This is a genomic window from Dyella sp. GSA-30, from assembly GCF_027924605.1.
Lineage (GTDB): Bacteria > Pseudomonadota > Gammaproteobacteria > Xanthomonadales > Rhodanobacteraceae > GSA-30.
The window spans coordinates 1,471,090-1,494,616 of record NZ_AP027042.1; the positions used below are offsets into that span (position 1 = coordinate 1,471,090).

25 protein-coding genes are annotated in these 23,527 nt (G+C 63.5%); 7 read left to right on the forward strand and 18 right to left on the reverse strand.

Annotated features, from left to right (window positions below; all coding sequences use genetic code 11):
* Nucleotides 1-30: 30 nt before the first annotated feature.
* From QMG46_RS06455 to QMG46_RS06490, 8 genes are all read right to left on the reverse strand, one after another.
* Complete coding sequence (locus QMG46_RS06455; RefSeq protein WP_281851670.1) at nt 31-537, reverse strand: DUF1993 domain-containing protein; 507 nt, start codon at nt 535-537, stop codon at nt 31-33.
* Nucleotides 534-1,829, reverse strand: a complete 1,296-nt coding sequence (locus QMG46_RS06460; protein WP_281852825.1) for a TCR/Tet family MFS transporter — start codon at nt 1,827-1,829, stop codon at nt 534-536. Before QMG46_RS06460 ends, QMG46_RS06455 begins: the two co-directional genes overlap by 4 nt.
* A 97-nt stretch (nt 1,830-1,926) precedes the next feature.
* Nucleotides 1,927-2,265 (reverse strand): EF-hand domain-containing protein, encoded by a 339-nt coding sequence (locus tag QMG46_RS06465; protein WP_281851672.1) that lies wholly within the window; start codon nt 2,263-2,265, stop codon nt 1,927-1,929.
* Complete coding sequence (gene folE / locus QMG46_RS06470) at nt 2,265-2,864, reverse strand: GTP cyclohydrolase I FolE (RefSeq protein ID WP_281851673.1); 600 nt, start codon at nt 2,862-2,864, stop codon at nt 2,265-2,267. Before folE ends, QMG46_RS06465 begins: the two co-directional genes overlap by 1 nt.
* An 82-nt stretch (nt 2,865-2,946) precedes the next feature.
* The gene (locus tag QMG46_RS06475; RefSeq protein WP_281851674.1) at nt 2,947-3,801 is read right to left on the reverse strand and encodes a hypothetical protein; all 855 of its coding nucleotides are present in this window, start codon (nt 3,799-3,801) and stop codon (nt 2,947-2,949) included.
* Between the two features lie 66 nt (nt 3,802-3,867).
* Entirely contained in the window at nt 3,868-5,313 is a 1,446-nt protein-coding gene (gene rmuC / locus QMG46_RS06480; protein WP_281851675.1) for a DNA recombination protein RmuC, read from the reverse strand.
* A 75-nt stretch (nt 5,314-5,388) separates the two neighbouring features.
* Entirely contained in the window at nt 5,389-6,450 is a 1,062-nt protein-coding gene (locus tag QMG46_RS06485; RefSeq protein WP_281851676.1) for a DNA topoisomerase IB, read from the reverse strand.
* 57 nt (nt 6,451-6,507) lie between these two features.
* Nucleotides 6,508-7,683, reverse strand: a complete 1,176-nt coding sequence (locus QMG46_RS06490) for a class I SAM-dependent rRNA methyltransferase (RefSeq protein ID WP_281851677.1) — start codon at nt 7,681-7,683, stop codon at nt 6,508-6,510.
* Between the two features lie 209 nt (nt 7,684-7,892).
* Between QMG46_RS06490 and QMG46_RS06495 the strand changes: the two genes are divergently transcribed.
* The 3 genes from QMG46_RS06495 to QMG46_RS06505 are packed head-to-tail and all read left to right on the forward strand — an operon-like array spanning nt 7,893 to nt 11,210.
* Entirely contained in the window at nt 7,893-8,768 is an 876-nt protein-coding gene (locus tag QMG46_RS06495) for a hypothetical protein (protein ID WP_281851678.1), read from the forward strand.
* Between the two features lie 37 nt (nt 8,769-8,805).
* On the forward strand, nt 8,806-10,623 hold the full coding sequence (locus QMG46_RS06500; RefSeq protein ID WP_281851679.1) for a peptidoglycan-binding protein: 1,818 nt from the start codon (nt 8,806-8,808) through the stop codon (nt 10,621-10,623).
* Complete coding sequence (locus QMG46_RS06505) at nt 10,623-11,210, forward strand: relaxation protein (protein WP_281851680.1); 588 nt, start codon at nt 10,623-10,625, stop codon at nt 11,208-11,210. Before QMG46_RS06500 ends, QMG46_RS06505 begins: the two co-directional genes overlap by 1 nt.
* A 44-nt stretch (nt 11,211-11,254) precedes the next feature.
* On the opposite strand, the gene QMG46_RS06510 is transcribed toward QMG46_RS06505, so the two are convergent.
* The 5 genes from QMG46_RS06510 to QMG46_RS06530 form a co-directional block, all read right to left on the reverse strand.
* On the reverse strand, nt 11,255-11,692 hold the full coding sequence (locus QMG46_RS06510) for a hypothetical protein (protein WP_281851681.1): 438 nt from the start codon (nt 11,690-11,692) through the stop codon (nt 11,255-11,257).
* 76 nt (nt 11,693-11,768) lie between these two features.
* Nucleotides 11,769-12,965 carry a glutathionylspermidine synthase family protein gene (locus QMG46_RS06515; protein ID WP_281851682.1) on the reverse strand — a complete coding sequence of 399 codons (1,197 nt, stop codon included), beginning with the start codon at nt 12,963-12,965 and terminating at the stop codon, nt 11,769-11,771.
* On the reverse strand, nt 12,965-13,534 hold the full coding sequence (locus tag QMG46_RS06520; protein WP_281851683.1) for a DUF1190 domain-containing protein: 570 nt from the start codon (nt 13,532-13,534) through the stop codon (nt 12,965-12,967). Before QMG46_RS06520 ends, QMG46_RS06515 begins: the two co-directional genes overlap by 1 nt.
* A gap of 64 nt (nt 13,535-13,598) precedes the next feature.
* On the reverse strand, nt 13,599-14,543 hold the full coding sequence (locus QMG46_RS06525) for a serine/threonine protein kinase (RefSeq protein ID WP_281852826.1): 945 nt from the start codon (nt 14,541-14,543) through the stop codon (nt 13,599-13,601).
* Nucleotides 14,540-14,977, reverse strand: coding sequence for a hotdog fold thioesterase (locus QMG46_RS06530; RefSeq protein WP_281851684.1), 438 nt, complete (start codon nt 14,975-14,977; stop codon nt 14,540-14,542). The genes QMG46_RS06525 and QMG46_RS06530 overlap by 4 nt, the downstream gene beginning before the upstream one ends.
* A 28-nt stretch (nt 14,978-15,005) precedes the next feature.
* Here QMG46_RS06530 and QMG46_RS06535 point away from each other — a divergent pair, with 28 nt between their 5' ends.
* A complete protein-coding gene (locus QMG46_RS06535; protein ID WP_281851686.1) occupies nt 15,006-16,094 on the forward strand; it encodes a 2Fe-2S iron-sulfur cluster-binding protein in 1,089 nt (362 codons plus the stop codon).
* A gap of 8 nt (nt 16,095-16,102) precedes the next feature.
* On the opposite strand, the gene QMG46_RS06540 is transcribed toward QMG46_RS06535, so the two are convergent.
* The 3 genes from QMG46_RS06540 to QMG46_RS06550 form a co-directional block, all read right to left on the reverse strand.
* Nucleotides 16,103-16,549: a rhodanese-like domain-containing protein gene (locus QMG46_RS06540; RefSeq protein WP_281851687.1), complete on the reverse strand. Its 447-nt coding sequence runs from the start codon at nt 16,547-16,549 to the stop codon at nt 16,103-16,105.
* A gap of 88 nt (nt 16,550-16,637) precedes the next feature.
* Nucleotides 16,638-17,051: a hypothetical protein gene (locus QMG46_RS06545; protein ID WP_281851688.1), complete on the reverse strand. Its 414-nt coding sequence runs from the start codon at nt 17,049-17,051 to the stop codon at nt 16,638-16,640.
* 62 nt (nt 17,052-17,113) lie between these two features.
* Nucleotides 17,114-17,581, reverse strand: coding sequence for a YiiD C-terminal domain-containing protein (locus QMG46_RS06550; RefSeq protein ID WP_281851689.1), 468 nt, complete (start codon nt 17,579-17,581; stop codon nt 17,114-17,116).
* Nucleotides 17,582-17,644: 63 nt separating this feature from the next.
* Between QMG46_RS06550 and QMG46_RS06555 the strand changes: the two genes are divergently transcribed.
* Genes QMG46_RS06555 through QMG46_RS06565 form a run of 3 tightly spaced genes read left to right on the forward strand, consistent with a single transcriptional unit; the run spans nt 17,645 to nt 20,856 of the window.
* Entirely contained in the window at nt 17,645-18,427 is a 783-nt protein-coding gene (locus tag QMG46_RS06555) for a uroporphyrinogen-III synthase (RefSeq protein ID WP_281851690.1), read from the forward strand.
* Nucleotides 18,428-18,487: 60 nt separating this feature from the next.
* Nucleotides 18,488-19,603, forward strand: coding sequence for a uroporphyrinogen-III C-methyltransferase (locus QMG46_RS06560; RefSeq protein ID WP_281851691.1), 1,116 nt, complete (start codon nt 18,488-18,490; stop codon nt 19,601-19,603).
* Nucleotides 19,600-20,856 (forward strand): heme biosynthesis protein HemY, encoded by a 1,257-nt coding sequence (locus tag QMG46_RS06565; RefSeq protein ID WP_281851692.1) that lies wholly within the window; start codon nt 19,600-19,602, stop codon nt 20,854-20,856. Before QMG46_RS06560 ends, QMG46_RS06565 begins: the two co-directional genes overlap by 4 nt.
* A 2-nt stretch (nt 20,857-20,858) precedes the next feature.
* Here QMG46_RS06565 and QMG46_RS06570 read toward each other — a convergent pair whose 3' ends face one another.
* Together QMG46_RS06570 and QMG46_RS06575 are read right to left on the reverse strand one after the other, a co-directional pair.
* Nucleotides 20,859-22,061, reverse strand: a complete 1,203-nt coding sequence (locus QMG46_RS06570) for a hypothetical protein (protein WP_281851693.1) — start codon at nt 22,059-22,061, stop codon at nt 20,859-20,861.
* A gap of 111 nt (nt 22,062-22,172) precedes the next feature.
* Nucleotides 22,173-23,366, reverse strand: coding sequence for an FAD-dependent oxidoreductase (locus QMG46_RS06575; protein WP_281851694.1), 1,194 nt, complete (start codon nt 23,364-23,366; stop codon nt 22,173-22,175).
* Nucleotides 23,367-23,527 lie beyond the last annotated feature (161 nt).

Sequence of the window (23,527 nt, forward strand, 5' to 3'; positions counted from 1 at the left end):
GTTCGTCTGTAGCTGAATTGTCGGTAAGGCTTACGCCTTGCCGATGAAATCACTCTTGCCAAGATCCGCGCCTGCTACACGCAAGATCGCATACGCGGTCGTACAGTGGAAAAACAGATTCGGCAACACGAAGTGCAGCAGGTAGGCGTCGCCCTCGAAAGTCTGGTCGCCATTGCGCGTCTTGATAGTGACCTGGCGGGTTTCGCTGCCGTCGACCTGTTCGGGCTTGAACGTCTTGATGTAATCGATGGCGCGCTCGATGCGTGCCTGCAGCTGTTCGAAGGTGGTTTCGTTGTCTTCGAATTTCAGCAGCTCGGCGCCGGCAAGGCGGGCGACGCCATTCTTGGCCATGTCGGTGGCGATCTGAACCTGGCGGGCCAGCGGCAACATGTCGGGGATCAGGCGCGTCTGCAGGATCACGTCTTCGCTCACGCTGCGCGCACTCGTGTGTGCCTCACCCTTTTTCAACACATGGCTGAGGTTGGTGAGCGCGCGCAGGAAGACGGGAACGGACGCTTGGTACATCGATAAGGTCATGGGTGTGGCTCCGAAGGAGGCAGGGGTGGAATAGGTAAGGGCAGTGGGGCAACGTGGTCGTGATGGCGTGTGGCACGCAGTGCGATGAAGGTACCGATCACCAGCAGCACCGCGGCGAATACAAAAGCCAGCCCAGGCAGGTGCAGCGGCGTGCTCGGGCCGATCGAGAAGGCGAAGACCTGGGCGAACAGATAGGGGCCGAAGATGCCGGCGAAGCTGCCCAGGCTGGTAACGGCGCCTTGCAGGCGGCCTTGCTCGGTGGGGTCGACCTGGCGCGTCATGATTGCCTGTACCGGCGGCCCGGAAAGGCTCCACAGCGCAAGCAGCGGAATGCCGATCAGAAAGACCCAGCCGTGGGTCGCAAAACCCATGAAGGCAAAGGCGACGATGCCGCAAAGCATGCCAGCCACCAGCACGCGCCGTTCGCCGAAGCGCGCGGTCAGGCGGCCGGTCAGCATGGTCTGCACGGTGCCGTCGCAGAGGCCGACCAGCATCAGCACATAGCCGACGGCCTTCGGGCCCCAGTCGTAGCGATACTGCGCATACAGCACGAAGGTGGTCTGCAGGACGTAGTGCGCCAGATACACCAGGAACATCACGATCGCCATGCGCAGCAGCAGCGGATGGCGGGCGAGAAATTTCATCGCGCCGATCGGGTGCGCGCTATGCACCTCGAAGCGCGCGGTACGGCGTTCCTTGGGCAGCGATTCGGGCAGCACAAAAAAGCCGTAGAGGAAATTGCACATGGCCAGCCCGCCAGCGACCCAGAACGGCAGGCGCAGCGATACTTCGCCCAACCAGCCGCCCAGGACGGGGCCCAGGATAAAGCCCAGGCCGAAGGCGCCGCCGAGCATGCCGTAAGCCTTCGCGCGATTTTCCGGCGGGGTGATGTCGGCGATATAGGCGTTGGCGGTCGTAAAGCTGGCCGCCGTCATGCCGAGCAGGATGCGTGCGGCAAACAGCAGCCACAGGGTGGGCGCGAGCGCCAGCACGAGAAAATCGAGAGCCAGGCCCAGGTTGGAGATCAGGATGACCGGGCGACGCCCGAAGCGGTCGCTGAGCGCACCCTGGATCGGCGAGGAGCCGAACTGCACCAGGGCGAACACCGCGCCGAAGACGCCGACCCACCAGGCGGCGTCGGCAATCCCGCCGCCGGCCAGTTGCTCGATCAGGTGCGGCAGCACCGGAATGATGATGCCGAACGCCAGCATGTCCAGCACGACCGTGACGAAAATAAATGCGACGGCGGCGTGGCGGCGTGATCCAGCGAGATGAGGTGTGGGGTGTTCCATGAAGCCGGCGAAAGTGGGCAATGGATGCGCACGATAGCGCAAACCACGCGTCGGGATGACGACACAGACCCGGCCGGCCTCATCGGCAGCAGGCAAGTCAGCCCTGTGGCGGGGCCGCCAGCTCCTTGGCGTTCAAGTAGCCATCGTGATTGCGATCGAGCTTGTGGAACTGGCGACGCAGATTGTCCTGGTAACTTTGCAAGGTCACGGGCTTGCCGTGGCCACCGGGTAGTTCGTCAACCTCCAGTACGCCGTCGCCATTGCTGTCCATGCGGCGAAAGCCCGCGCTCATATAGTCGACGTATTCGGCTTCGCTGATCTTGCCGTCGCCGTTGCTGTCCATCATGCGCAGATAGTCGGCGGGCGTGCGGGGGAAATCCTGCGCCATCGCAAACAGCGGCAGGCAAGCCGCGGCGATAGCGACAAGGCGGCGCATCAGCGGCCGCCGTGGATGCCGATGAATTGCAGAAACTCCGCGCGCGTACGCGCATCGTCGCGGAACGCGCCGAGCATCTGGCTGGTCACCATCGATACGCCGCGCTTGTGGACGCCACGGGTGGTCATGCATTCGTGGCTGGCGTCGACTACCACCGCCACGCCGGCAGGGTGCAGGTTTTCCTGGATGCACTGGGCGATCTGTGCGGTGAGCTTCTCCTGCACCTGGAAACGGCGTGCGAAGGCATCGACCACGCGTGCCAGCTTGCTGATGCCGACCACGCGGTTGGTCGGCAGGTAACCGACGTGTGCACGGCCGATGATCGGCGCCATGTGATGCTCGCAATGGCTCTCGAACTCGATGTCGCGCAGCACCACCATTTCGTCGTAACCGGCCACTTCTTCGAAGGTGCGGCGCAGGTACTCGCCCGGATCCACCTGGTAACCGCTGAACCAGTCGCGATAGGCCTTGACGACACGCTTGGGCGTGTCGAGCAGGCCTTCGCGGGCAGGGTCTTCGCCGGACCAGCGCAGCAGGATACGAACAGCCTCTTCGGCTTGTTCGCGGGTGACGTCGTTGGGTCCGGGGGAGTCGCTCATGCGTGGGGTCCGATACGTGCAAATTCAGCCAAGTGTAGCGCCGCTGCGCCGTCGGGACACGCTGGAGGCGACTCCACGGTTTTCAAGGATCGGGCGCGTAGTGGCCCGGGAATGCCTGTGGTGTATGCACCGGCGCTGGCGGCAGGATGCCTCTTGCCACCAGGCGTGCTCGCGTGTCGTAGTAGATCGTGACCACTTCGTCCGGGCTATCGGAGGCGCGTTGGAAGTCCACCGTACGTACCACCGAGTCTTCGCGCTCGCCATGGCCCGTACCCAGCGGGCCGCCGGCATCTGCGCCGGCGCGTTGCCGCATCGGAGCGTCCTGGGCCTGGGCGACTTGGGACTCGACGATCGACGGTGCGGGCATCGCCTGGCTCATGGGTGCCGCCTCGGGCATGGCTTGCGCCACCTTGGGCGCCGGCTGCAGGCGTTCGCGCACGATCGCCTGCGGCTGGGGCTCGGCTCTATACGCGTCCTCCTGCTCGACCGCTATCCGCTCGCGAAACACCGCTACGCCGATCACGCCGACATTGTCGGGCCGCCCGGTCAGCGCGGCGTAGCTGTGTCCGAGGTCGGTGAACAGAAAGTCGGCGACCTGCTGCTCGCTCTTGCGCCAGCCCAGCACGGAAAAGTGGCGATACGCATCCAGCGCATAACCTGGCTGTGACCACTGCGCGGTATCGCCGGAGATCGCATTGACGCCATCGACCGAGACGACACCCAGCAAGCGCGTGTTCCGTTGATTCTGCAGATCGACACGATAGCGATGGCCGGGTTCGCCCACCACGTAATACTGGCCATGAAAACGAATGACCGGCAGTTGCATGCCGGTATCGCGATCGATCACGTTCACGTCGATCAGACGCCCTACGGCATGCGCATCGACAGCCCATCCCAGGCCGGCCAGGACGGCCAGCGCCAACCACATCGGTTTCATAAGACGACTCCGCCAGGCATCCGGCTTGGATGCGGGGGATGGAACGTGGGCGTTATCGTCGTGGGGTTAAGCCTCCGGCGTACCTTCCTCGTCGTCGCTATCGAGCAGGCTTTCGCCCAGCAGTTGCTGGGTTGCGCCATCGGAAAGCGTTTCGACCCCGCGCAGCTTGCGCTCGATCGCACGCGTACGCTGCCCCGCGCTGCTGATGCTGTTGCGCACGGTATCGAGCTGTTTGCCGGTGCGTTCCAGCACGGTAGCGAACTTGCCGAATTCGCTCTTGACCGCGCCGAGCAAGGTCCAGACCTCGCTGCTGCGCTTGGCGATGGCCAGGGTACGAAAACCCATCTGCAGGCTGTTGAGCAGGGCGGTCAGGGTGGTTGGGCCGGCAATCGTGACGTGGTGATCGCGCTGCAGTATCTCGAACAGGCCCGGGCGGCGAATGACCTCCGCATAGAGCCCTTCGGTCGGCAGAAACAGTACGGCGAAGTCGGTCGTGTGCGGTGGCGCGACGTATTTGCTGCGGATCCGTTTGGCTTCCTCGCGGATGCGCAGCTCCAGTGCACGTCCGGCCTGTTCCGCAGCCACCGCGTCGACGGCTTCCTGTGCGTCGAGCAGGCGCTGGTAATCCTCGATCGGAAACTTGGCGTCGATCGGCAGATACAACGGCTCTTCGTCGTTCGGGCCGGGCATGCGCACGGCAAATTCCACGCGCTCGCCGCTGCCGGGCACGGTGGCCACGTTCGACTCGTATTGTTCGGGCGCTAGCATCTGTTCCAGCAAGGCGCCCAGTTGGACTTCGCCCAGCATGCCGCGGGTTTTTACATTGGTAAGCACGCGCTTGAGGTCGCCTACGCCGCTGGCAAGGCTCTGCATTTCGCCAAGGCCGCGCTGCACCGCTTCAAGTCGTTCGGACACCAGTTTGAAGGATTGGCCCAGGCGGGCTTCCAGCGTGCTTTGCAGTTTCTCGTCGACCGTCGCGCGCATCTGCTCAAGCTTGACGGCGTTGTCGTCCTGCATTGCCTTGAGCTTGGTTTCGAGGGTCTGGCGAATTTCGCCGAGACGTTTCTCGTTGTCGCCCGTCAGTGCGCTCAATCGCTGCTGCAGCAACTCGCCGAAACGGTTCAGGGCGAGCGAGGATTCTTCGCGACCGCGGCGTGCGTCTTCGGTCAGGCGTTGCGCGAGGGTCTGCAGGCCAAGATCGGTGCGCTCGGTTAAAACGTCCATGCGTTGACCAAAGGCGCTGATGCGCTCGTGCTGCTGCTCGCCCATCGCGCTGAGTTGTTCCTGCACCAGTCCGCGGAACTGACCCATGGTCTGGGCCAGTTCGCCGCGTCCTGCGCGCTGCTCCTGTGCCAGCACATCGCGCAGGTGCCGGTTGTCGTCCTTGAGCGCATCCAGGCGAGCCGCTAGCCCCGCATCGCCGCGGCCACGCAACAGCAATACGACCTGCAAAACCAGGACGATCACGGCGACGACGACCAAGGCGGCCAGAAGAAGATCGGTAAGCGGCATCAGGAACATCCAGGGAGCATGGGGGCCAGTCTAAGCGACGCCGTCTCAGCTTGTGCGATTGGGCGGCTGGCGGCGCTATTTTAGCCGTTGCTGTCGGCGCAGGAAGCGTAGCGTCAGCTGTTCAAGCCGACGTGGGTAGTTCACATCGGCGGCTGCCACTGCCCGGTGCAGACTGCCGTTGCCCCAGCCAGCCAATACCGCCGGATGGATATACGAAGCCCGGCAAACGGCCGGTGTGTTGCCCAGGACGCCCGCCACCTCCTTGATGGCAGTCAGGAGCAGGCTGCGCCGTGCGCGCTCGCCGCCTTTTTCCGGTAGCGGCACTCGTGCCAGCTGACGCACCGCCTGCACGGTGCCGCCCCAGGTGCGAAAGTCCTTGGCGGTGAAGTCGTCGCCACAGGCCTCGCGCAGGTAGTCGTTCACCATGCCCGAGTCGATCGGTTGGGGATGGCCCTGGTCGTCCAGGTATTGGAACAGGCGCTGGCCGGGCAGTTGTTGTACACGTCGTATCACCCGCAGCAGGCGGCGATCGTCCAGCTCGATATCGCGTTCCAAGCCGCCCTTGCCGCGAAAATGCAGTCGCAAACGGCCGCGTTCGCGGCGAACATGACGCGAGCGCAAGGTGGTCAGGCCGTAGCTGTGATTGTCGCGTGCATAGCCTTCATTGCCGACGCGAATCATGGTGTCGTAGAGCAGTCGTACGACCAGTGCCAGCACCTTCTCTCTGGGCAGGCCTGGGCGCGCCAGATCGCGACTGACGTGTCGCCGCAGACGCGGCAGGCTGGCGCCAAAAGCGATCACGCGATCGAATTTGCCGCCATCGCGTACCGTGCGCCAGTGCGGGTGATAACGATACTGCTTGCGTTTGCGGGCATCGCGCCCGGTAGCTTGCAGATGGCCGCGTGGGTTTGTGCAGATCCATACGTCGATATAAGCCGGTGGGACGGCCAGCGCACGAATACGGGTCAGCTCTGCCTTATTGGCGATGCGGCGGCCCTTGGTATCCACATAGCTGAAACCGTTGCCTGCGCGCCGTCGCCGGATGCCGGGCTGCTCGTCGGAGACATAGACCAGCCCGGCATCGCGCGCCTGCCGGCGCGCTTCCTGGTCGGTCGTGCTGAGCTTGGCCTGAGGCATGCCCAGCCAGTGTGACCGGTGACGATCAAGCCGATGTGTAGGAACCCTGATGCTGCTTTAGAGCACGCGGCAGAATACGGCTTTCAGATAGCGCCCCTCGGGCACATCGGTGCGTACAGGGTGGTCGGTACCGGCGCCGGCAACATGCAATACCTGGATTTCACGCCCGGCATTGAGCGCCACGCGACGCAGCGTTTCAAGGAAATCCGCCTCGCTGACCAAGCCGGTGCACGAGCAGGTGAGCAACAGTCCGCCGGGCGGAATGACATCGAGCGCAAGGCGGTTCATCGCGAAGTATTTCTTCAGCGCGTCGATGATCTTGGTGCGATCGCGGGTCAGCTTGGCCGGGTCGAGGATGACCGCATCGTAGGTTTCGCCGCGCGAAACGGCCTGGCGCAGCCAATCGAAAATATCCGCCTGCTCGAAACGTACCTCGACGTTGTTGGCCTGCGCGTTGGCGCGTGCGACATCGAGGATGCCGTTGTCCATGTCCACGCCGATCGCCTCTTTCGCGCCCGCGGCCATCGCATGCACCGCGAAGCCGCCGGCGTTGCAGCAAAGGTCGAGCACACGGCGTCCCTTCGCCAGTTCGGCAAAGCGCTTGCGATTGTCGCGCTGATCGGCAAAGAAGCCGGTCTTGTGGCCCGAGCCCGGGGCGGCGTGAAAGCGCAAACCGTGTTCATGCACCTGGACCGCGTCCGGCGCGTCCATCGCGCGGCAATCGAACGACTCCTGCTTCTGCACATGGGTCTCGGCGAACCAGTAAAGCCGTGCATTCGGAAAATGTCGCAGCAGCGCCTGATGGATCGTCTCGCGGAAACGCCACATGCCGGCGGCGAAATATTCGATCACCAGGATATCGTCGTAGCGGTCGACGATCAGGCCGGACAGGCCATCGCCCTCGCTGTGCACGACACGCCAGGCGTCGCTGTCGCGATCGAGTTGCAGCACCTGCCGGCGCAGCGTCACGGCCTGCTCGATCCGCTTCTCGATCCAGCCGGCGTCGATCACTTCGTTCGCGTCCGTGGTCAACAGCCGTAAGGCGATGCGCGCGTGACCGTTCCAGAAGCCGCGCCCGACAAACCTTCCCTTGGCATCCACGACGTCCACCAGGCTCCCGGGCGGCAACCGATCGGCCGGTTTTTGCACCTGGGCGGACCAGATCCAGGGATGACCGGGCATGCGGTCGGTTTTGAGCGAGATGGTGGGGAGCGTGCTGGCAACGGTATTCATCGGTGAATGATACCGCCCATTCGTGTTTTCGCATGCTTTCGGCCGCTGGGGCCTCGGATGACCGCCTGGCGGTTGTGCCGGCTTTTTGTGCACGAAGGCGCGTATTGCGCGTCGGTAACTGGCCCAGAGTGCCATCACTCGATAAGATCCCTGGCCGGATGGCCTTGCCATCCCCGGGGGATCTGCCACTCGATTGATCAGGGAATGAGATGAAGTCGTTTAAAACGCCATTGAAAGCGCGTCGCTCCTTTGTGCCGCTTATTTTCGTGCTCGCGCTATCGCCGCTTTCGTTCACCGCCATGGCGGCAAGCCCGGCCCCGGTGGCCAAGGACGTCGTTGCCGGCGACGCCCCACCGGTAGCGCCAGGAAAATTCATCGATGCCATTTATGACAAGGAAGGTGATGGCTCGTCAGCCTATGCCGTTGCCAATGGCGCCTGGGCGCATTATTGGTACGGCCACGCCTTTCAGTTGAATGGAAAGCAATACTTCACCGGGTTTGTCTATAAAACGGCAAACCACTATGGCAAAGATACCGCTAACGCGCTCCCCAATCCGGAGACCAAGGCGACGATTGCCCAGGCCACGTTTGAGAAATCCTCCTCCGCGTGGACGATGGTGACCGCAGACCGCTATATCGGTGAGTTTGGCGGTTCAGAAAAAGGCGATCCGATCAGCAAGAACGGTAGCGCTCAGACATTTCAGCTTTCCGATGGAAATGCGCTGCTGGCTGTGCCCACTCAAGCGAGTATGGGCGAGGGTCAGAATCAGCAAGGCGCGGAACTGTTTCTACTCGACGCCAAGAAACGCAGTTGGGCCTATGTCGGCCGCGTTGCCGTCGGCGAAGACAATGCCGATAACTGCGCGGATTCGGCGAAAAACGCCGACCTTCCGCCCTGCTGGAAATACAGTGGCAAAGTCGAATTCGTCGCGCAGGCCGGCAGCCCGATGCCTTCGATTCATGTGGCCATGCAAGGGACGACCTATGGCGCTGCGGGTAGTCAGGTGCGCAAGCTGACCGATGCGGATAGCGCGGACTATCGTTTCGATGCCAAGGCCAATGTCTACCAGCAGGTCAAACACTAACGCGTCATTGTTGTCATCGTCGAACAAGGAGAGTGCCGTGTCGCAAGAATATTCCCGTTCCCAGGTGCTGGACATCATCGAGGCCGAGGCGCTCAAACGGCACATCCCCAAGGATGATTTTCTTCGCTTTGCCGATATCGAGACGGGTGGCACCTTCAATGCTCATGCGCAATCGACGCATAGCAGCGCGAAGGGACTGTTTCAGTTCACAAACGCAACGGCGGCAGCCTATGGCCTTACCGGGCGCGAGCTGGATCCCGTCGCCAATACCGCCGCCGCCGCGCAGCTTTATCTGGATAACCGCGACGCGATCGTTCGTGGCCATGCCGCGACCGGCAATCCCTACCTCTCCGGCAAGGCGGCGCCCGACGGTCTGGACATGTATCTGGCGCACCAGCAGGGAGGCGCCGGCTATCGTTCGATCCAGGACGCCATTGCGACGGGGAAGTTCGACAAGGAAAGCACGCGAACCAATATCACCAACAATGTGGGCGATGATTTCAAGAAGCTCACCGGGCACACCACAAGCGAGCTTTCCGGCATGTCCGACCGCGACATGGCGAAAACCTTCGTGGGATATTGGAACGCCAAGTTCGAGCATGTGCAGATTCCGGAGAAGGGGATCGGTCCAACGCATGCGCAGACTCCCGCCGCTCCACACATCGCACCGCATATAACGCCGCCGCATGCGTCGACCCCGTCGCCGCAGGCAGCATCCGCGCAGACCCAGGCCCCGGCATCTGGCGGTCCGCATGACATCACGATCGGTCAGGCCTATGCGCTGACCGAGAAATACCAGAACGTCACCCACTACGGTCTGGGAAAGAAAGATCCGGACAAGGGCTCGGTGGATTGCTCGGGCTGGGTGGTGAAGATGCAGAACGCCACCATGGAAGAGATCAACCAGAAAGCCGGACGTGATGTCTTCAGCGAAAAGGAGATGTTTTCCAAGGGCAACGACGCCGCCGCAACGATTGTCGAGAAGTCGGCGCAACGCTCAGGGCAGCTGCTGGAAGGCAAGCAGATTACGGCCGGCGCGCTCAAGGAAGGCATGATCATCGGCGAGGACAACGGGCCGCAGAGTTTCGACAAAGGTCGTTACAAGGGTATCGATCACATCACCATGGTGGTGCGCGACCCCAAGACCAACGAGCTGATGATCAGTCAGTCCAGCAGCCATAAAGGCGTGCATTTGCAGCCAGTAGCCGATTACCTGGCCTACAAGCAGTCGCACGGTGTGCAGCTTTACGCCACCGACCCGCTCGCGAAAGCGCGTAACCTCATGCATGACTCGCACCCGACGGTCGCGCCGGCCTCCGCACAGGCGACGCGCGCGGGGCATGTCGCACCGCATGCCGCGCATGGCGTACTGAAAGAGGGCAATAAGAGCGAGGACGTCCAGAAACTGCAAGAGCAGTTGATCAAGTTGGGTGTCAAGGATGCACAAGGTCATCCATTGACGCCGGACAAGGAGTTTGGCCCGCGTACGACCGAGGCCGTGAAAGCCTTTCAGGCGACACACAACCTCAAGCCGGACGGAGAGGTCGGCCCGCAGACGATGAAGCAGCTGCAAGAGGCGTTGAAGCAGCACGCGCCGGCGGGACCGGCCGTAAAGGCGCCCTCTCCAGCGGAAGGCATGATCGATCGCATGATGTCCGCCATGAAGACCGGCGATTACCAATCCGTACTGAATGCCGCCGGTGACGCGGCACGTACGGCGACGGGCCTGGAGTTCCGTGGCAACGTTACGGCGCAGGTCAACGCGCAGGAGCATCACACCGCTACACAGCAGCAACAGCAAAGCCAGCAGCCCGAGCATGCTGCGCACGGTGGACAGAAGCTGGGAGGGCACTGATGTCCGCCGAGGAGGGGATGCAGAAGGAGGACATCGAGGCGCTGGCCTTCAAGACCGGCGCCTTGCTGGAGCAGTTTGTCCGCTACTGCGAGCAGCAGGGCCAACATCAGACGGCCATGGCCGAGCGCCTGCAGTACGCCATCGGCAGCGTGCCGGAGCAGATGAAGCAGTCGGCGGACAAGCTTTTCTCGACACTTCCGCAAACGGTGATGGTGCAGCTCGACAGTGGCTTGAGCGCGCCGATAAAAAACTACGAACGGAAACTGCAGCAATCGAGCGAGCAGCTGCAGGAGCGTGTCGGGCAGCTGACCAGGCAGTTGGCGCAGTTGGAATCGTTCAGTCGGCGCCTGGTGTGGAAAGTTGCCGCGCTGGTTATCGCGGCGCTTCTGGTGGCGGTAGTCGGTGGTGCGACGGCGGTTTCGTACTACCGCGACCAGATCAAGCAGAGTCAGCTGTCCGCCGACCTGCTGCATGCGTACAACCAGGCTGACGTGACCTTATGCGATGGGCAGCTGTGCGCGAATATCGACAAGGCCAGGCAAAAATACGGCGAACACGGCCAGTATCAACCCGTGCGGCTGCGTTGATGGCGTGATCGGCAGGCGACAGTACTGCTGACCGATCATGCTGTTCAGCGCAGGCGCAACACCAGCCAGGAGAGCAGCGCGAGCAAATTCAGGCCGATGCGCGAGACGGCCGGGCCGGCCAAGGCAAGCACGAAGCCCTGGCTGCCGAAGTGCCAGTCGATGCTCAGGCGCGGCGACGACTGCACGGTGGCGAAGACATTGATAAAGGCCGTCGCGTGCAGCGCGTAGCTGAATACCGGTGTGGCGATCAGCGGGATCTGCAGGACCTGTGCCCAGCTGGAAAACGAAACCCCACGGCCATCGCCTTCGAGCAGCAGCACGCCGGCGATCAGGATGAACGCATACAGCAGCAGGCCGATCAGGGCGAGGATGGTGTCGTTGGTATTACCCAGCGGCAACAGGCGGTGCAGCATCTGGGCGACCCCATAGAGGCCGCCGGCGATTTCGAAGATGCCGATCACACGGAACAGAATGGAGCGCACGAGCTTCGCCTCGTCCAAAAGCGGCAAGCTTAGCCTAACCGTGCCGGCTTGTTCCGCGCGCTCCCGTTCTCCGCTACTACGCGATTAATGTGGCCTTCGGTGCAGCGGCGGAGCCATCGTCGATGATGGCGTGTGGCACAAAATGCGCGCTGTCCCGGGTGATCGGCGAGTGGTCTTCGCGCAGTCCCATGCCGCAGGCGCGGTCGCCAACCACCCAGCTGCCGATCAGCATATGGCGTCCATCGAAGCTGGGCAGGGGATGATAGGCCTGGCGGATGCAGGGGCCGTCGGTATATGGGCCGCTGGAATCGAGCGCGCTGCCATCGGGCAGGCGCATGGCGATATTGGCCCCTTCGCGCGAGTACAAGGGCTTGCGTACCCAGCCCGGCGCAAGCGCGGTGGCATCGTCGAATACTGCCGGCAGCAGGTTGGGATGGCCGGGATGCTTTTGCCACAGCAACGGCAGGATGCCCTTGTTGCTCAGTACCGCCTTCCATGGCGGTTCGATCAGCTGCATGCCCGAGCGCGGCAGATAACTACCGAACTCCTCGCGCATCATGTCTTCCAGCGGATACAGCTTGAACAGGCAGCCGATCACCCGGTCGCTGAGGTCGGTAAAGCGTCCGTCGCGTGAGATGCCGATGTCTTCGATGGCGATCTCGCCGCAATCGATGCCCGCCTGGATTGCGCAATCGCGCAGATAAGCCACCGTGCCCTGGTCTTCGTTGGAGCCGCGCACGGCCGAGGCATAGAACGGCCGAGCGATGCGTGTGGCGATCGTGCCGAAGGCCTCGACCAGCGATTCGTAGATCGAGTTGAACTGATCGGCACCGGCCGGCAGCGCACCGCGCATCAGCTGCTGTTCCAGCCATTGCCACTGGAAAAACGCTGCTTCGAACAGCGAGGTGGGCGTGTCGTAGTTGAATTCGTAGAGCTTGGCCGGGCCGTTGCCGTCGTAGGCCAGGTCCATGCGGCCATACAGATGCGGATCGCGCTTGCGCCAGCTTTCGGCAATCCAGTCCCAGTGCGTAGCGGGAATGTCGAGCTGCCGCATCGTCTGTTCGTTGCGCACGATGTCGTCGACCAGATCGAGCGCCATATCGTGCAGCTCGGTGGTCGGCGCTTCGATATCGTCTTCGATCTCACGCAGCGTGAAGGCGTAATAGGCCGATTCGTCCCAGTACGGTTGCCCGGCTATGGTGTGGAAATCGAAACCGCTTTCGGCAGCAAGCTCGCGCCAGTTCGGGCGCTCGACAATCGGGACGCGTCGCATTATTCGCCCGATCCGCCGCGCGCGCCGCCGCGCGAACCGAAACCGCCGCGGCTGCTGGTGACTGCGGTGTCCGGTGCGCTGGTAATGGTCGTCATGCTGCGGCTGCCGCCTGCATAGACACCGCCGCCACTGCCACCGCCAGCGCTGCGATAGACCGAATTATTGCGATCGTCCGGTCGTTGCCATTGACCGCCGGATGTGCGGAACGCCGGCGCGCTGCTGAAGCCGGCCATCGGCGAGCCGCCGCGCAACATCTGCGAGATGAAAAATCCGGTCATCAACGGGCCGAAGAACGAGTGACCGCTGCTGTCGGTGCGTTGCTCGCACTTGCCGGTGCCGTAATCGACCTCGCAGGTCTCGCGGGAGGCGAATTGCGGGCTGTTTTCTGCGGCGTCCTTCTTGGCCTTGTCGAAGGCCTGCTGGCAGGTGGCGGCATCGTGCGTCTGCGCGGTGCAGCTTTCCACTGAGGTGTAGACGCCTTCGCGCGTGCTTTCGTCGTCGCCACAGGCGGTGAGCAGCAAGGGCGTTGCGCTCATCAGCAGCAGGGCAGCAGTCCGTGATCGCTTCATCGTGCAGGTTCCTTTTCGCGAGACGACCAAGCATGCCTGTTCGCGCTTTCTTGCGAAAGTGCGGCTAAAGATCCTCGGCCAGCTCGTGCAGGTCGGCGATGTGCTGCTCCCACCAGCGTGGCTCGGCGGCAAAAGGGAAGGCCGTGGGGAAAGCGGGATCGTGCCAGCGCGCGGCTATCCAGCCCGCGTGATGCAGCTGGCGCATGGCGCGCAGCGCGGGAATCAGCGCGAGTTCGGCATAGTCGAACTCGCGCATCTGCTGATAACCCTCCAGCAGGACGTCCATGGCGCGCTGATCGTTGGCGAGCATCCACAGGTCCTGTACCGCAGGTCCGGTGCGCGCATCGTCCAGGTCGACGAAATGCGGGCCGGCATCGGTCCACAGCACGTTGCCGGGATGGCAGTCGCCGTGCAAGCGGATGCGGCGTACCGGGCCGACGGCTTCGAAGCGTGCGGCCACGGCCTGGTCGACCCGCTCGGCGGCGGTGCGATAGGCGGCCATCAGGTTCGATGGCAATAACGTGGATGCCAGCACCGCGCGCATCGGGGTGTCGATCAGATTGGCGCGATCGAGCTGGCCGCGCTGCGCAAACGGCTGGCGCGCGCCGACGGTATGGATGCGTGCGATCAGACGACCCAGCCATTCGAGCTGTTCTTCCGACTCCAGCGAGGGTGCGCGACCACCGTGGCGTGGGGTCAGGGCGTAGCGATACCCCTCGCGATCCAGCAGGGTCTGGCCATCAAAGGCCAATGGCGCGACCACCGGAATTTCCGCATCGGCCAGTTCGCGCGCGAAGGCATGTTCCTCGAGAATGGCCGCGTCGCTCCAGCGGCCGGGCCGGTAGAACTTGGCGATCACCGGAGCGGCATCTTCGATACCCACCTGCCATACGCGGTTCTCGTAACTGTTGAGCGCGAGCAGTCGCCCGTCGGTCCACAGATCGCACGCCTCGACGGCACGCAGCACGCGTTCGGGATCGAGGTCGGTATACGGTGCGTCCAGGCTCAACTGGCGGCCTTCGCTGCCGGGATCACCGCCATGGTGATGCGCGACATGCACACCAGCTGTCCCGTTTCGTTTTCGATGCGAATCTCCCAGACCTGCGTGCTGCGGCCCAGATGCAGTGCCTTGGCCGTGCCGGTGACGGTGCCGCTGCGCACGCCGCGGATGTGATTGGCATTGATGTCCAGCCCGACCGTGAGCTCCTTGCTCGGGTCGAGCGTGAGCATGGCGGCGGTGCTGCCCAGCGTTTCGGCCAGCGCCACCGAGGCGCCGCCGTGCAGCAGGCCATAGGGTTGATGCGTGCGGTGGTCGACCGGCATGGTGCCGCGCAGCCAGTCCTCGCCGATCTCGGTGACCTGGATGCCCAGGGTTTCGAGCATGGTGTTGGCCGCCCAGCCGTTGATACGCGCCAGGTCCGTGTCCTGCTTCCAGATCGCCATGAGTTGAATCCCGGTCAATAAGACCGCATTGTCGACCGACTGCCGTCGCCGCGACAATGCGCCTGTGTTTACCGTTACCTTGAAAAATTCAGGCCGCCAGTTTCCGGTCGCCCCTGGCGAAACCGTGCTGGAGGCCGCGCAGCGCGCCGGTATTGCCTTGCCGTACTCCTGTCGTGCCGGTGTGTGCGGCAGCTGCCGGGCCGTCCTGGTGTCAGGTCAGGTCGATTATCCGCGCAACCCGCCACAGGCCTTGAGCGGTGAAAACCGGGCGAATCAGGCGATTCTGCTCTGCCAGGCCGCCCCCTTGAGCGACTTGTCGATCGAGGCACGTGAGGTCACCTCGGTGAAGGACGTCGCCAAGCGCCAGCTCGACGTCGTCGTGACCGAAAAACGCCAGCTTGCCTCCGACGTGGTGGGGCTGCACCTGCAGCCGGCGCCCGGCGAGACGGCACTCAATTGGTTGCCGGGGCAATATCTGGACATCGTGTTGCCCGATGGCAAGCATCGCCCGTTTTCGATTGCCGGCAATCCGCGCGCGGATGGCACGATCGAACTGCACGTGCGTCATGTGGCGGGCGGCGGCTTTACCTCATGGGTGGCCGACGGCCTGAAAGTCGGCGATGTGTTGCGCATCGAGGGGCCGCTGGGCACTTTTGTGCCGCGCGAGGACTCGGAGCGGCCAATCATCTTCATGGCGGGCGGTACCGGTTTTGCGCCGGTAAAAGCCGTGGTCGAGCATTTTATCGAGCTGGGCAGCCGCCGCTCGATCGACGTGTACTGGGGTGCGCGTAGCGCCGCGGATCTCTATCAGTGCGAACTGGCCAAAAGCTGGGAGGCGCAGGCAGCAGACCTGCGCTTCCACGCGGTGGTCTCCGATCCGGAACGCGCACACGGTTTGCGCGAGGGGCTGGTCCACGAAGCGGTGCTGGAAGATCACCCTGACCTTGCCGGCTTCGACGTCTATATGGGCGGCCCGCCGGCGATGATCGATGCCGGACGCAAACTGTTCGCCGATGCCGGATTACCGGCATCGCGCCTTTATTTCGATTCGTTCGAATACGCCCCCGACATACTGGCGCAGATTCTGGGCGGTCGCGCCGGCATAGCCGACGACTGAGGCGCTGTTTACTTCTTGCCCTTGGCGACCGGCAACTGGGCCTGCTGCCATGCGGCTACGCCGCCACCGAGCACCGAGACCTTGGTAAAGCCGGCCTTGACCAGCCGCTGTGCCGCCTTGAGCGCCGCGCCGCGGCCGTCCTTGTCCATCACCACGACCGGCAGTTCCTTGGCGTTGGCCAGGTCCTTGCTCTCGGGGTCGAACTGGCTCATCGCCACGTGCTTGGCGCCGGGGACATGGGCTTTCTCGAAATCCGCATAGGCGGACAGGTCGATCATCAACGGGCTTTCGCGGTTGATCAGCAGGGTGAGACCGGCTGGCGACAGCTCTTTGTACTTGCGGAACAGGCTGGCGATTTCCATCACGATCAGCGCGATCAGCACCACCACGAATCCCGCCACCAGGGCGATATGGTTGTGGATGAATTCGGGCAGTTTTTGAAGAATGTCGCTCATCGATCTCAGGTTTCCGCGTGCGCGCCACGAGGCTGCGCTGGAGTGGGCAAAACGTCGATTATACCGCCCCGGGAGGTCAGCCGGGCATTCAGTCCTTCGGGGACAGGTCCGGCAGCCCGCTGGTCAGCCACCAATGGCCCTTGCCGTCGTAATGCCAGGTCTGGCGGTCGATCACCGTGCGCTCGGCCTGGCTGTGTATGTTGATCAGGTTGATCGTTACCACCTGGCGCACTTCGTTTTCGCCCGCCGGGGTGGCACCCGCGCCTTCGTCGTAATCGGTCACCCGGTACTGGTCGAAGCGGGAGATCTCGATGGGCGTCAGCGGATGCGCTTCGAGCACTTTCGGGTCGATGAACTTCGATGCGTCGGCGAAACCGTCCCAGCGCACCGCGTGCTGATAGGCGTTGAGCGTCGTGGTCAGCACATCCGAGCGCTTGTCGGTAGCGCAGCCCGTGAGCATCAGTGCACAGAGCGGGACGAGAACGGTCAGGACACGGCGCATACGGCATTCCCCAGGCTGCATGAAGGCAAGGCCACCATTCTGCCATCAACCGCCGGCCGGCTTCAGCGACGTTTGGCCACAAAACGCCCGGTCATCGCGGCGGCGGGGCGACCGGCCTCGCCCGGGACCTCGGCGACGATCTCGATGCGCGCGCGGCCGCGCGCCTGCAGAGTGCCGAAGAAGGTCTCCCAGTCAGATTCGGAGGCCAGCCACGCCTCGCTGCGGAAATCCGACCACACCGGCGACAGATAGCGCACAGTGGATTCGGCGACGAATACGTCGCAATCCAGTCCACGGCGGCGTAGCGCCAGCTCCACCAGGCTCCAGCCGGCGAGCGTCATCGCGCTGGCCAGACTGCCGCCGAACGCGCAGCCCTTGTCGTTGATATTGGGTTTGAGCGGAGCGTCGATCGCGATGCGGTCACCATCGTAGGAACCCAGGCGCAGGTCCATGACGTCGGCCTGCGGAATATGACTTCGGGTGAAGTCGATCAGGTCCTGGGCCATCGGAATCAGTTCGGTGGTGCTCATCGGGCGACATCGTTTTAAACGGGAGGGAGTCGCCTAGTGTATAGGTCGCTACACTGCGAACCCATGTCAGCCCATCACACCCGCCCGGTTGCACCGGCCGCAGCCTTGCTTGGCCGTACCGTGGTCATTACGCGTCCCGCCGGTACCGGCTCGTCGATGGCCCGGCAAGTGCGGGCTCTGGGTGGGCGAGCGCTGCTGCTGCCGGGCCTGTCGCTACGGGGCATGGACGATGCCACGACACGGGCCGCGCTGGCCGACGCGTTGCGCGATGACGTGCTGGTTTTCAGCAGTCCGGCGGCGGTGCGTTTTGCCGCACGCCTGCAGGTGCTGCGAACCGGTGCCACGGTTCTGGCGGTGGGTCAGGGCACGGCGCGCGCCCTGCATCGCCAGGGCGTTCGCGTCGTGGCCGCACCATCGAAACGTCAGGACAGCGAGGGGCTGCTCGATCTGCCGATCTGGGCCGCGCTGGGTCCATGCCGTATCGCATTGATCGGCGCGCCGGGCGGGCGCGGTGTATTGCGCGACCAGTTGGCGACACGCGGCAGCCTGCGTGAAGTACAGGTTTATCGCCGTGCGCCGCCGCGCTTGCGTGCCAGCCACTGGGGTGGCCTGCATGCACTGGAGCGCGACGCCTGCGTGCTGTTGTCCAGCGCCGAGGCCATGGAAAACCTGCGCGAACTCGCGCCAACGGCGGCATGGCAACAGCTCACATCGATCACCGCCGTCGTCAGCAGCGAACGCCTGTCATTGGCAGCCAGGACTGCAGGCTTCTCTCATATCCATGTCGCGACATCGGCCAACGCGGCCGACATGCTTGCCGCCGCGGCCGATGTGCAGGAAGTGTGAATAGATGTTCAGGCGTTTTTTGATGGGTGACGCGACGCATGGGCTGCTAGCATGTGTCGCATGAGCCAAGACGACACCGCATCGACCGGCGCCGCCTCCTCGGGTGAGCGCCCCCAAACACCACTTTCTGCCGGCCGTAAAAAGCCCGGGCCACAGCGTGGCGGCAGCGTGGCTTTTGCCTTGTTGCTTTCCATCGTCGCCGTTGGCGGCGCCGGCTATATCGGCTGGCGGCAATGGCAACAGGAACGCATGGCCGGGCAAGACAACCAGACATTGGTCAACGTGCAGCAACGCGTCGGCGGCATGCAGCAGTCGCTCACTGCCCTGGACAGCGACCGCACTGCATTGCGCCAGCGCCTGAGCGACGCCGACCAGGTCAATCGCGGCTTGCGCGAGGAATTGCTCGGCCAGGCCGAACGCGTACGCAATCTTGAAGACGCGGTCGCGAAGCTGTCGGAAAAGACGCTGTCGGGTCACGACGCGATGCTGCTGGATGAAACCGAGTCGCTGCTGCGCCTGGGCAAGGAACGCTACGACCTGTTCCATGATGCGCAGGGCGCCGCAACGGCCTACGCCGCGGCCGATCAATCGCTGGCCGCCGTCAACGACGGTGCGTTCTCCGGGCTGCGCCAGAGTGTTGCGGCCGAACACGAAGCCCTGGTGAAGAGCCAGCCGGCAAGTCGTACGGCGGCGCTCGATACCTTGACGCAATTGCGTGCCGACGTCGCCAATCTGCCTCTGAAGGCGCTCGATGCGCCGACCGATGCCGACACCGGCACCTGGGCGCGGGTGCGCCGTGCGTTGTCGAGCGTGATCAGCATCCGTCGCGACAACGGTGCGCCGCTAGCAGTCGCCGACGCGCGCTTTGCGCGCGAGTTGGCCTCGCTCGATCTCGCCCAGGCGCAATTGTCGTTGATGGCCTACGATCGCGACGCTTATCAGGCGGCGCTGCAACGTGTCACCGCCACGCTGGGTGCGCAGTTCGATACCGGTACGCCGAGCGTGCAGCAGGCGCAGGCACAACTGGCCGCGCTGTCCTCGCAGATGCCACCGACGTCCACCGTGCAATTAGGCGCCGCCTTGACCGAGCTGCGCAATCTGCGTTCGGTGCACGCGCTCAAGCCGGCCAATGACAACGCTACGCCGGCGCATGCAGCGAGCGGAGCCAAGCCATGAAATTGTGGCGCTGGATACTGCTGCTGGTGATTGTTGCCGCGCTGGCGGCATTCGGCTGGCATTGGGTGGCCGAAGATCCCGGCTACGTCCTTATCAAGGTGCGCGGCTACACCGCCGAGCTGACTCTGGTTGCCGCGGTTGTCGCCGTGGTCGTCATCGCAGCAGTCATTAGTGTGATCTGGCGCCTTGTGCGCTGGCCGTTCGGTGCGATCTCGCGCCGTCATCGTCGCACCAGCCGCGAGCGCATGAGCGCCGGTCTGGTTGCCTTGATGGAAGGCCGCAACGGCGATGCCGAACGCGATCTGCAGCGCGCCTCGCGCCTGGACAGCCTGCGTGGCCCTGCATTGTTGGCATCGGCCGAAGCGGCCTCGCGGCGTGGCGAGCACGCTCGTGCGCTGGAAACACTCGGCGAAGCGGCGCAAAGCGCGCCGCAGGCGGCGCGCGTCTTGCGCGCACGTTTTCTGCGTCGTGAGGGGCGTTCCGCCGAAGCGCTTGCGTTGCTCGCTCCGGAAGCCGACAGCGGTAGCCTGACACCTGGTGGCTGGCGCGAACTGGCGTTGGCTGCGGTTGCGGCGGGTGATATGCGTCGTGCACGGCAGGCATTGGAACCGTTGCAGAAGAGCAGTGCGATCGGTCAGCGCGCCTACGCTTCGCTGGAAACACTGGTCCTCACCGGTGCCATCCTTGCCGCGCCCGATGGTGCCGCGCTCAATACCTTGTGGTCGCAATTGCCCAAGCCGCAACGTCGCATTTCCGCGGTCGTCGATGCTTATGCGCGTCGTGCTGCCAGCTTCGGGATGATGTTGCCCGCAATGGACGAGGTGGAATCCGCGCTTCGCCGCGAGTGGTCGTCGCCGCTGATTACCACCTACGGCAGCCTCACGGGTGACGATGGCGAGGGGCGCCTTCGTCGCGCCGAAGGCTGGCTCGACGCCCATCCCAACGATGCGCAGCTGTTGCTGACCCTGGGTCGCATGTGCGTACGCGTCAAGCTATGGGGCAAGGCTCGTCAGTATCTCGAGCGTGCGCTCGCGCTCGATCCGAGCAGTGCGATCTGGGAAGCCTTGGGCGATGTCTACGCCGGCGAAGGCGACAACGCGCAAGCACAGCGCTGCTATCGCAATGCGCTGGCAATGGCGCGTGGTGAAGCGGTACAGCTCGCGCCCAACGAGCAGCGCGGTGGGCGTCTGGATACACGACCCGTGGCGATCGAAGAGCGCACCGAGCATGGCGTGCCGCGGCTACGCGAGTAGTTCTAGAGGCCCAGTTTTTGTACCGCGTCGTCGCCGCTCAGATTGGCGGGCCAGTAGCCGAGCCTCAGGCATGAACGCACGGCGTTTTTCAAATACGTGCGTTCATCATCCTGAAAAGGCGCGGTCCGATCGACTATCGGAATCAGCGATTCGCAGCTCTGCGTCGTCGGTGCAAAGCGCTGCAGGTTCAGACCGAGCAAGGTCGATGCCGGTGGCGTTGCCGGTTCGTGACTTTCGTGCGCAGTCATACTGTTTGCGATCGCACCGATCAGCCTGATCGCAAAAATCACCACGACGAGCACCAGGCCGATAGGGCGCCCCGATCTGGACCTTGGTTTGACGGTTTGTACATTGCCCTGTTGAAAGGCGAGCGGTGATGTATCGAGCGCCCAGTTCTTTTCGTTATCGGGCAGTGCCTCGAAGGCCCGCTGCAGCGCATTGACGCGGTCCTGATCGAGCTGCAGCGAAAGAAAGTGGGGATAGCGTTGGATGATGCTTTGAATTTTCGGCCACTGGTTTGCCGATGGCAGTCCACTCGTGCTGCCGAGCATCAACGCATCCAGCAGCAACACGCCAGGCAGCTGTTGTGATTGCTCCGACCAGGCGTGCGACTCCTTTTTCACCGAGTTGACCCATCCGCCGTGCCTGCCCAGTGCCTGGAGATGGCCAATGTCCTTCCAGGAAAAATATTTCTGCGCCGCGTTGAACAACTCAAAACGTTGCGAGATGCTGCCATCGGCAAGGCTTTCGATCAGGCGCAGTTCGAACAGGAAGGGTGCACGCAGGTGGCCGAGACGGAGCACATCGAGTTGTTCGCGCAACGCCGGATCGGCCGAGCTGCCATGGGATATCTGCTCGACCAATCGGGCATGTGCAAGGCGGGCCACTTCTTCGGGGCCGACAATGTTGTCGTTGCTCTCCTGCGCGCTCCCGGTATGACGCTCCGGAGACGTTTCGTGGTCGACCAGGGCGCCCGGCGATGACTCGGTACGAGCTTCGATGCCGACAGTCGGGCTAATCATTTGTGGCGCACGGCTGGCGTGCCAGGCAAGAGCGGCTTGATAGGTCCGGTGCAGCTCGCTGAAGCCGTCGATATCGGCGGCCTGATCGATCTTTTTCAGCCGCAAGGCATAGGCGCGCTTGATCGCTCGCTCATCCGCGCTTTCGTCCAGACCAAGGCGTTCAAGAAACCACGGTGTCGACACGGTGTTGCTCCGTTACCGGTTGCGACACCGGCCCCCCGTGTGTCTACACCCGAAATCATGACCGGCCAGCCGTGCGCTGTCACCTGGTTCGAGCCCGCTCGCTGGTGTGCTTCAGACTTTGCGCATACTTGCGACCAGCGCCGCCAGATCATTGACCGCCGCCTCGGATACGGCGCGATTCGGAGTGGTATCGGCATTGTTGAAGTTGCCGGTATCGCCCAATACCTGGACCAGCAAACCGTCACTGCGCGGCACCATGCTCAGGTGTGCGGTGCTTAGTCCGTACCTGACCTCGGGCTGCGGAATCAAGCGGGCGGTCTGGCCACGCACGGGGATGATCGAGTTATCGCCGAACAGGGCGCGGGCGCCGTAGCCGGTGGCGTTGATCAGTGTGTGCTCCGGTAACTGCTGCAGATCGTTGGGCTGGTGGAACTCGCGCACTTCGATCTTGCCGCCCGCAGCCAGAAAGTCGGACATGAGCATCCGCGCATACGTGCTGATGTTGAACATCAGCGTGGTGTAGCAGCGCACATAAGCCTGCGGAAACGGTGTGCTGCCGGCGGGAAGGGCGACCGAGCGCGGGGTGAGGTCGCGGACGTGGTCGTAGAGCTCGCCGTACTCGGGTTCGTCGGACGGCTCGACGCTTTGCTGGTCCGGTGGCGTGTCGGAAAGGTGATAGCCCTCGATCCATTCGATCGGGTTGCCGGGCAGGCCGAGCATGCTCTGATACTGGGCGAACGAGGTCCGTGTCATTGCTTCCCAACGCGCGGCCAGTGCCGGCGCGTGGTCGGCATCGCAGATGCGCGAGTCGGGTGTCCACAAACCGGATGCGCGCATCGAATAGACATTCGGCGGCAGATCCTTGGCGTAGATGCGTACCGACAGGCCGGCACGTTGCGCTAGCAGCGCCGAGGTGAGGCCGAGGGCGCCGCAACCGATCACGCCGAGCTCGCGCACTCCGGTGGCTTGTGCCATGCGCACGGCCAGCGTGCTCGATCCCCAGGAAAGCGACCAGCCGCTGCCGCCGTGTCCGTAGTTGTGCACGACAGCCCTGTTGCCCAACTGCTCCATCTCGATGCGTGGTCCCGCGGCGCGGAAGGGGCGGGTGCATACGTAGACGCCGGTGATGCGGTCCGGACGTGCTTTCACCGGGGCTAGTTCGGGGATGCCCGAACCGAGTCGGGCTACCGGCATGTCTGGGTTGCCGCTACGTGCGCTGGGGATCTGCGCACAGGCAGTAAGAGCGCCTGTGGATGCCAGGGCGAGCGTGGTGCCGGCGTGGCGGAGGAACTGACGGCGTTGCATGGATCCTCTTTCCCTTGTGTTGTGGCAGGACGGTCGCGACTGACGGGAACTTGGAAAACCTTTCCTACTCGTCATTCCGGCGCAGGCCGGAACCCAGTAGCTTTGAGATAGTTCGTCGCGAGAGCCTGCAAAAGTCGGCTCTATCGCGAAAACCGAAAACC

Excerpts from the sequence above, each read along its gene's own strand:
- QMG46_RS06560 (WP_281851691.1), top strand. The coding sequence starts at position 18,488 with ATGAGCCAAGACGACACCGCATCGACCGGCGCCGCCTCCTCGGGTGAG.
- QMG46_RS06505 (WP_281851680.1), top strand. The coding sequence starts at position 10,623 with ATGTCCGCCGAGGAGGGGATGCAGAAGGAGGACATCGAGGCGCTGGCC.
- QMG46_RS06465 (WP_281851672.1), bottom strand. The coding sequence starts at position 2,265 with ATGCGCCGCCTTGTCGCTATCGCCGCGGCTTGCCTGCCGCTGTTTGCG.
- QMG46_RS06490 (WP_281851677.1), bottom strand. The coding sequence starts at position 7,683 with ATGAATACCGTTGCCAGCACGCTCCCCACCATCTCGCTCAAAACCGAC.
- QMG46_RS06495 (WP_281851678.1), top strand. The coding sequence starts at position 7,893 with ATGAAGTCGTTTAAAACGCCATTGAAAGCGCGTCGCTCCTTTGTGCCG.
- QMG46_RS06485 (WP_281851676.1), bottom strand. The coding sequence starts at position 6,450 with ATGCCTCAGGCCAAGCTCAGCACGACCGACCAGGAAGCGCGCCGGCAG.
- QMG46_RS06545 (WP_281851688.1), bottom strand. The coding sequence starts at position 17,051 with ATGCGCCGTGTCCTGACCGTTCTCGTCCCGCTCTGTGCACTGATGCTC.
- QMG46_RS06460 (WP_281852825.1), bottom strand. The coding sequence starts at position 1,829 with ATGGAACACCCCACACCTCATCTCGCTGGATCACGCCGCCACGCCGCC.
- QMG46_RS06555 (WP_281851690.1), top strand. The coding sequence starts at position 17,645 with ATGTCAGCCCATCACACCCGCCCGGTTGCACCGGCCGCAGCCTTGCTT.
- QMG46_RS06530 (WP_281851684.1), bottom strand. The coding sequence starts at position 14,977 with ATGGCGATCTGGAAGCAGGACACGGACCTGGCGCGTATCAACGGCTGG.
- QMG46_RS06475 (WP_281851674.1), bottom strand. The coding sequence starts at position 3,801 with ATGAAACCGATGTGGTTGGCGCTGGCCGTCCTGGCCGGCCTGGGATGG.
- rmuC (WP_281851675.1), bottom strand. The coding sequence starts at position 5,313 with ATGCCGCTTACCGATCTTCTTCTGGCCGCCTTGGTCGTCGTCGCCGTG.
- QMG46_RS06550 (WP_281851689.1), bottom strand. The coding sequence starts at position 17,581 with ATGAGCACCACCGAACTGATTCCGATGGCCCAGGACCTGATCGACTTC.
- QMG46_RS06520 (WP_281851683.1), bottom strand. The coding sequence starts at position 13,534 with ATGAAGCGATCACGGACTGCTGCCCTGCTGCTGATGAGCGCAACGCCC.
- folE (WP_281851673.1), bottom strand. The coding sequence starts at position 2,864 with ATGAGCGACTCCCCCGGACCCAACGACGTCACCCGCGAACAAGCCGAA.
- QMG46_RS06565 (WP_281851692.1), top strand. The coding sequence starts at position 19,600 with ATGAAATTGTGGCGCTGGATACTGCTGCTGGTGATTGTTGCCGCGCTG.
- QMG46_RS06455 (WP_281851670.1), bottom strand. The coding sequence starts at position 537 with ATGACCTTATCGATGTACCAAGCGTCCGTTCCCGTCTTCCTGCGCGCG.
- QMG46_RS06575 (WP_281851694.1), bottom strand. The coding sequence starts at position 23,366 with ATGCAACGCCGTCAGTTCCTCCGCCACGCCGGCACCACGCTCGCCCTG.
- QMG46_RS06540 (WP_281851687.1), bottom strand. The coding sequence starts at position 16,549 with ATGAGCGACATTCTTCAAAAACTGCCCGAATTCATCCACAACCATATC.
- QMG46_RS06515 (WP_281851682.1), bottom strand. The coding sequence starts at position 12,965 with ATGCGACGCGTCCCGATTGTCGAGCGCCCGAACTGGCGCGAGCTTGCT.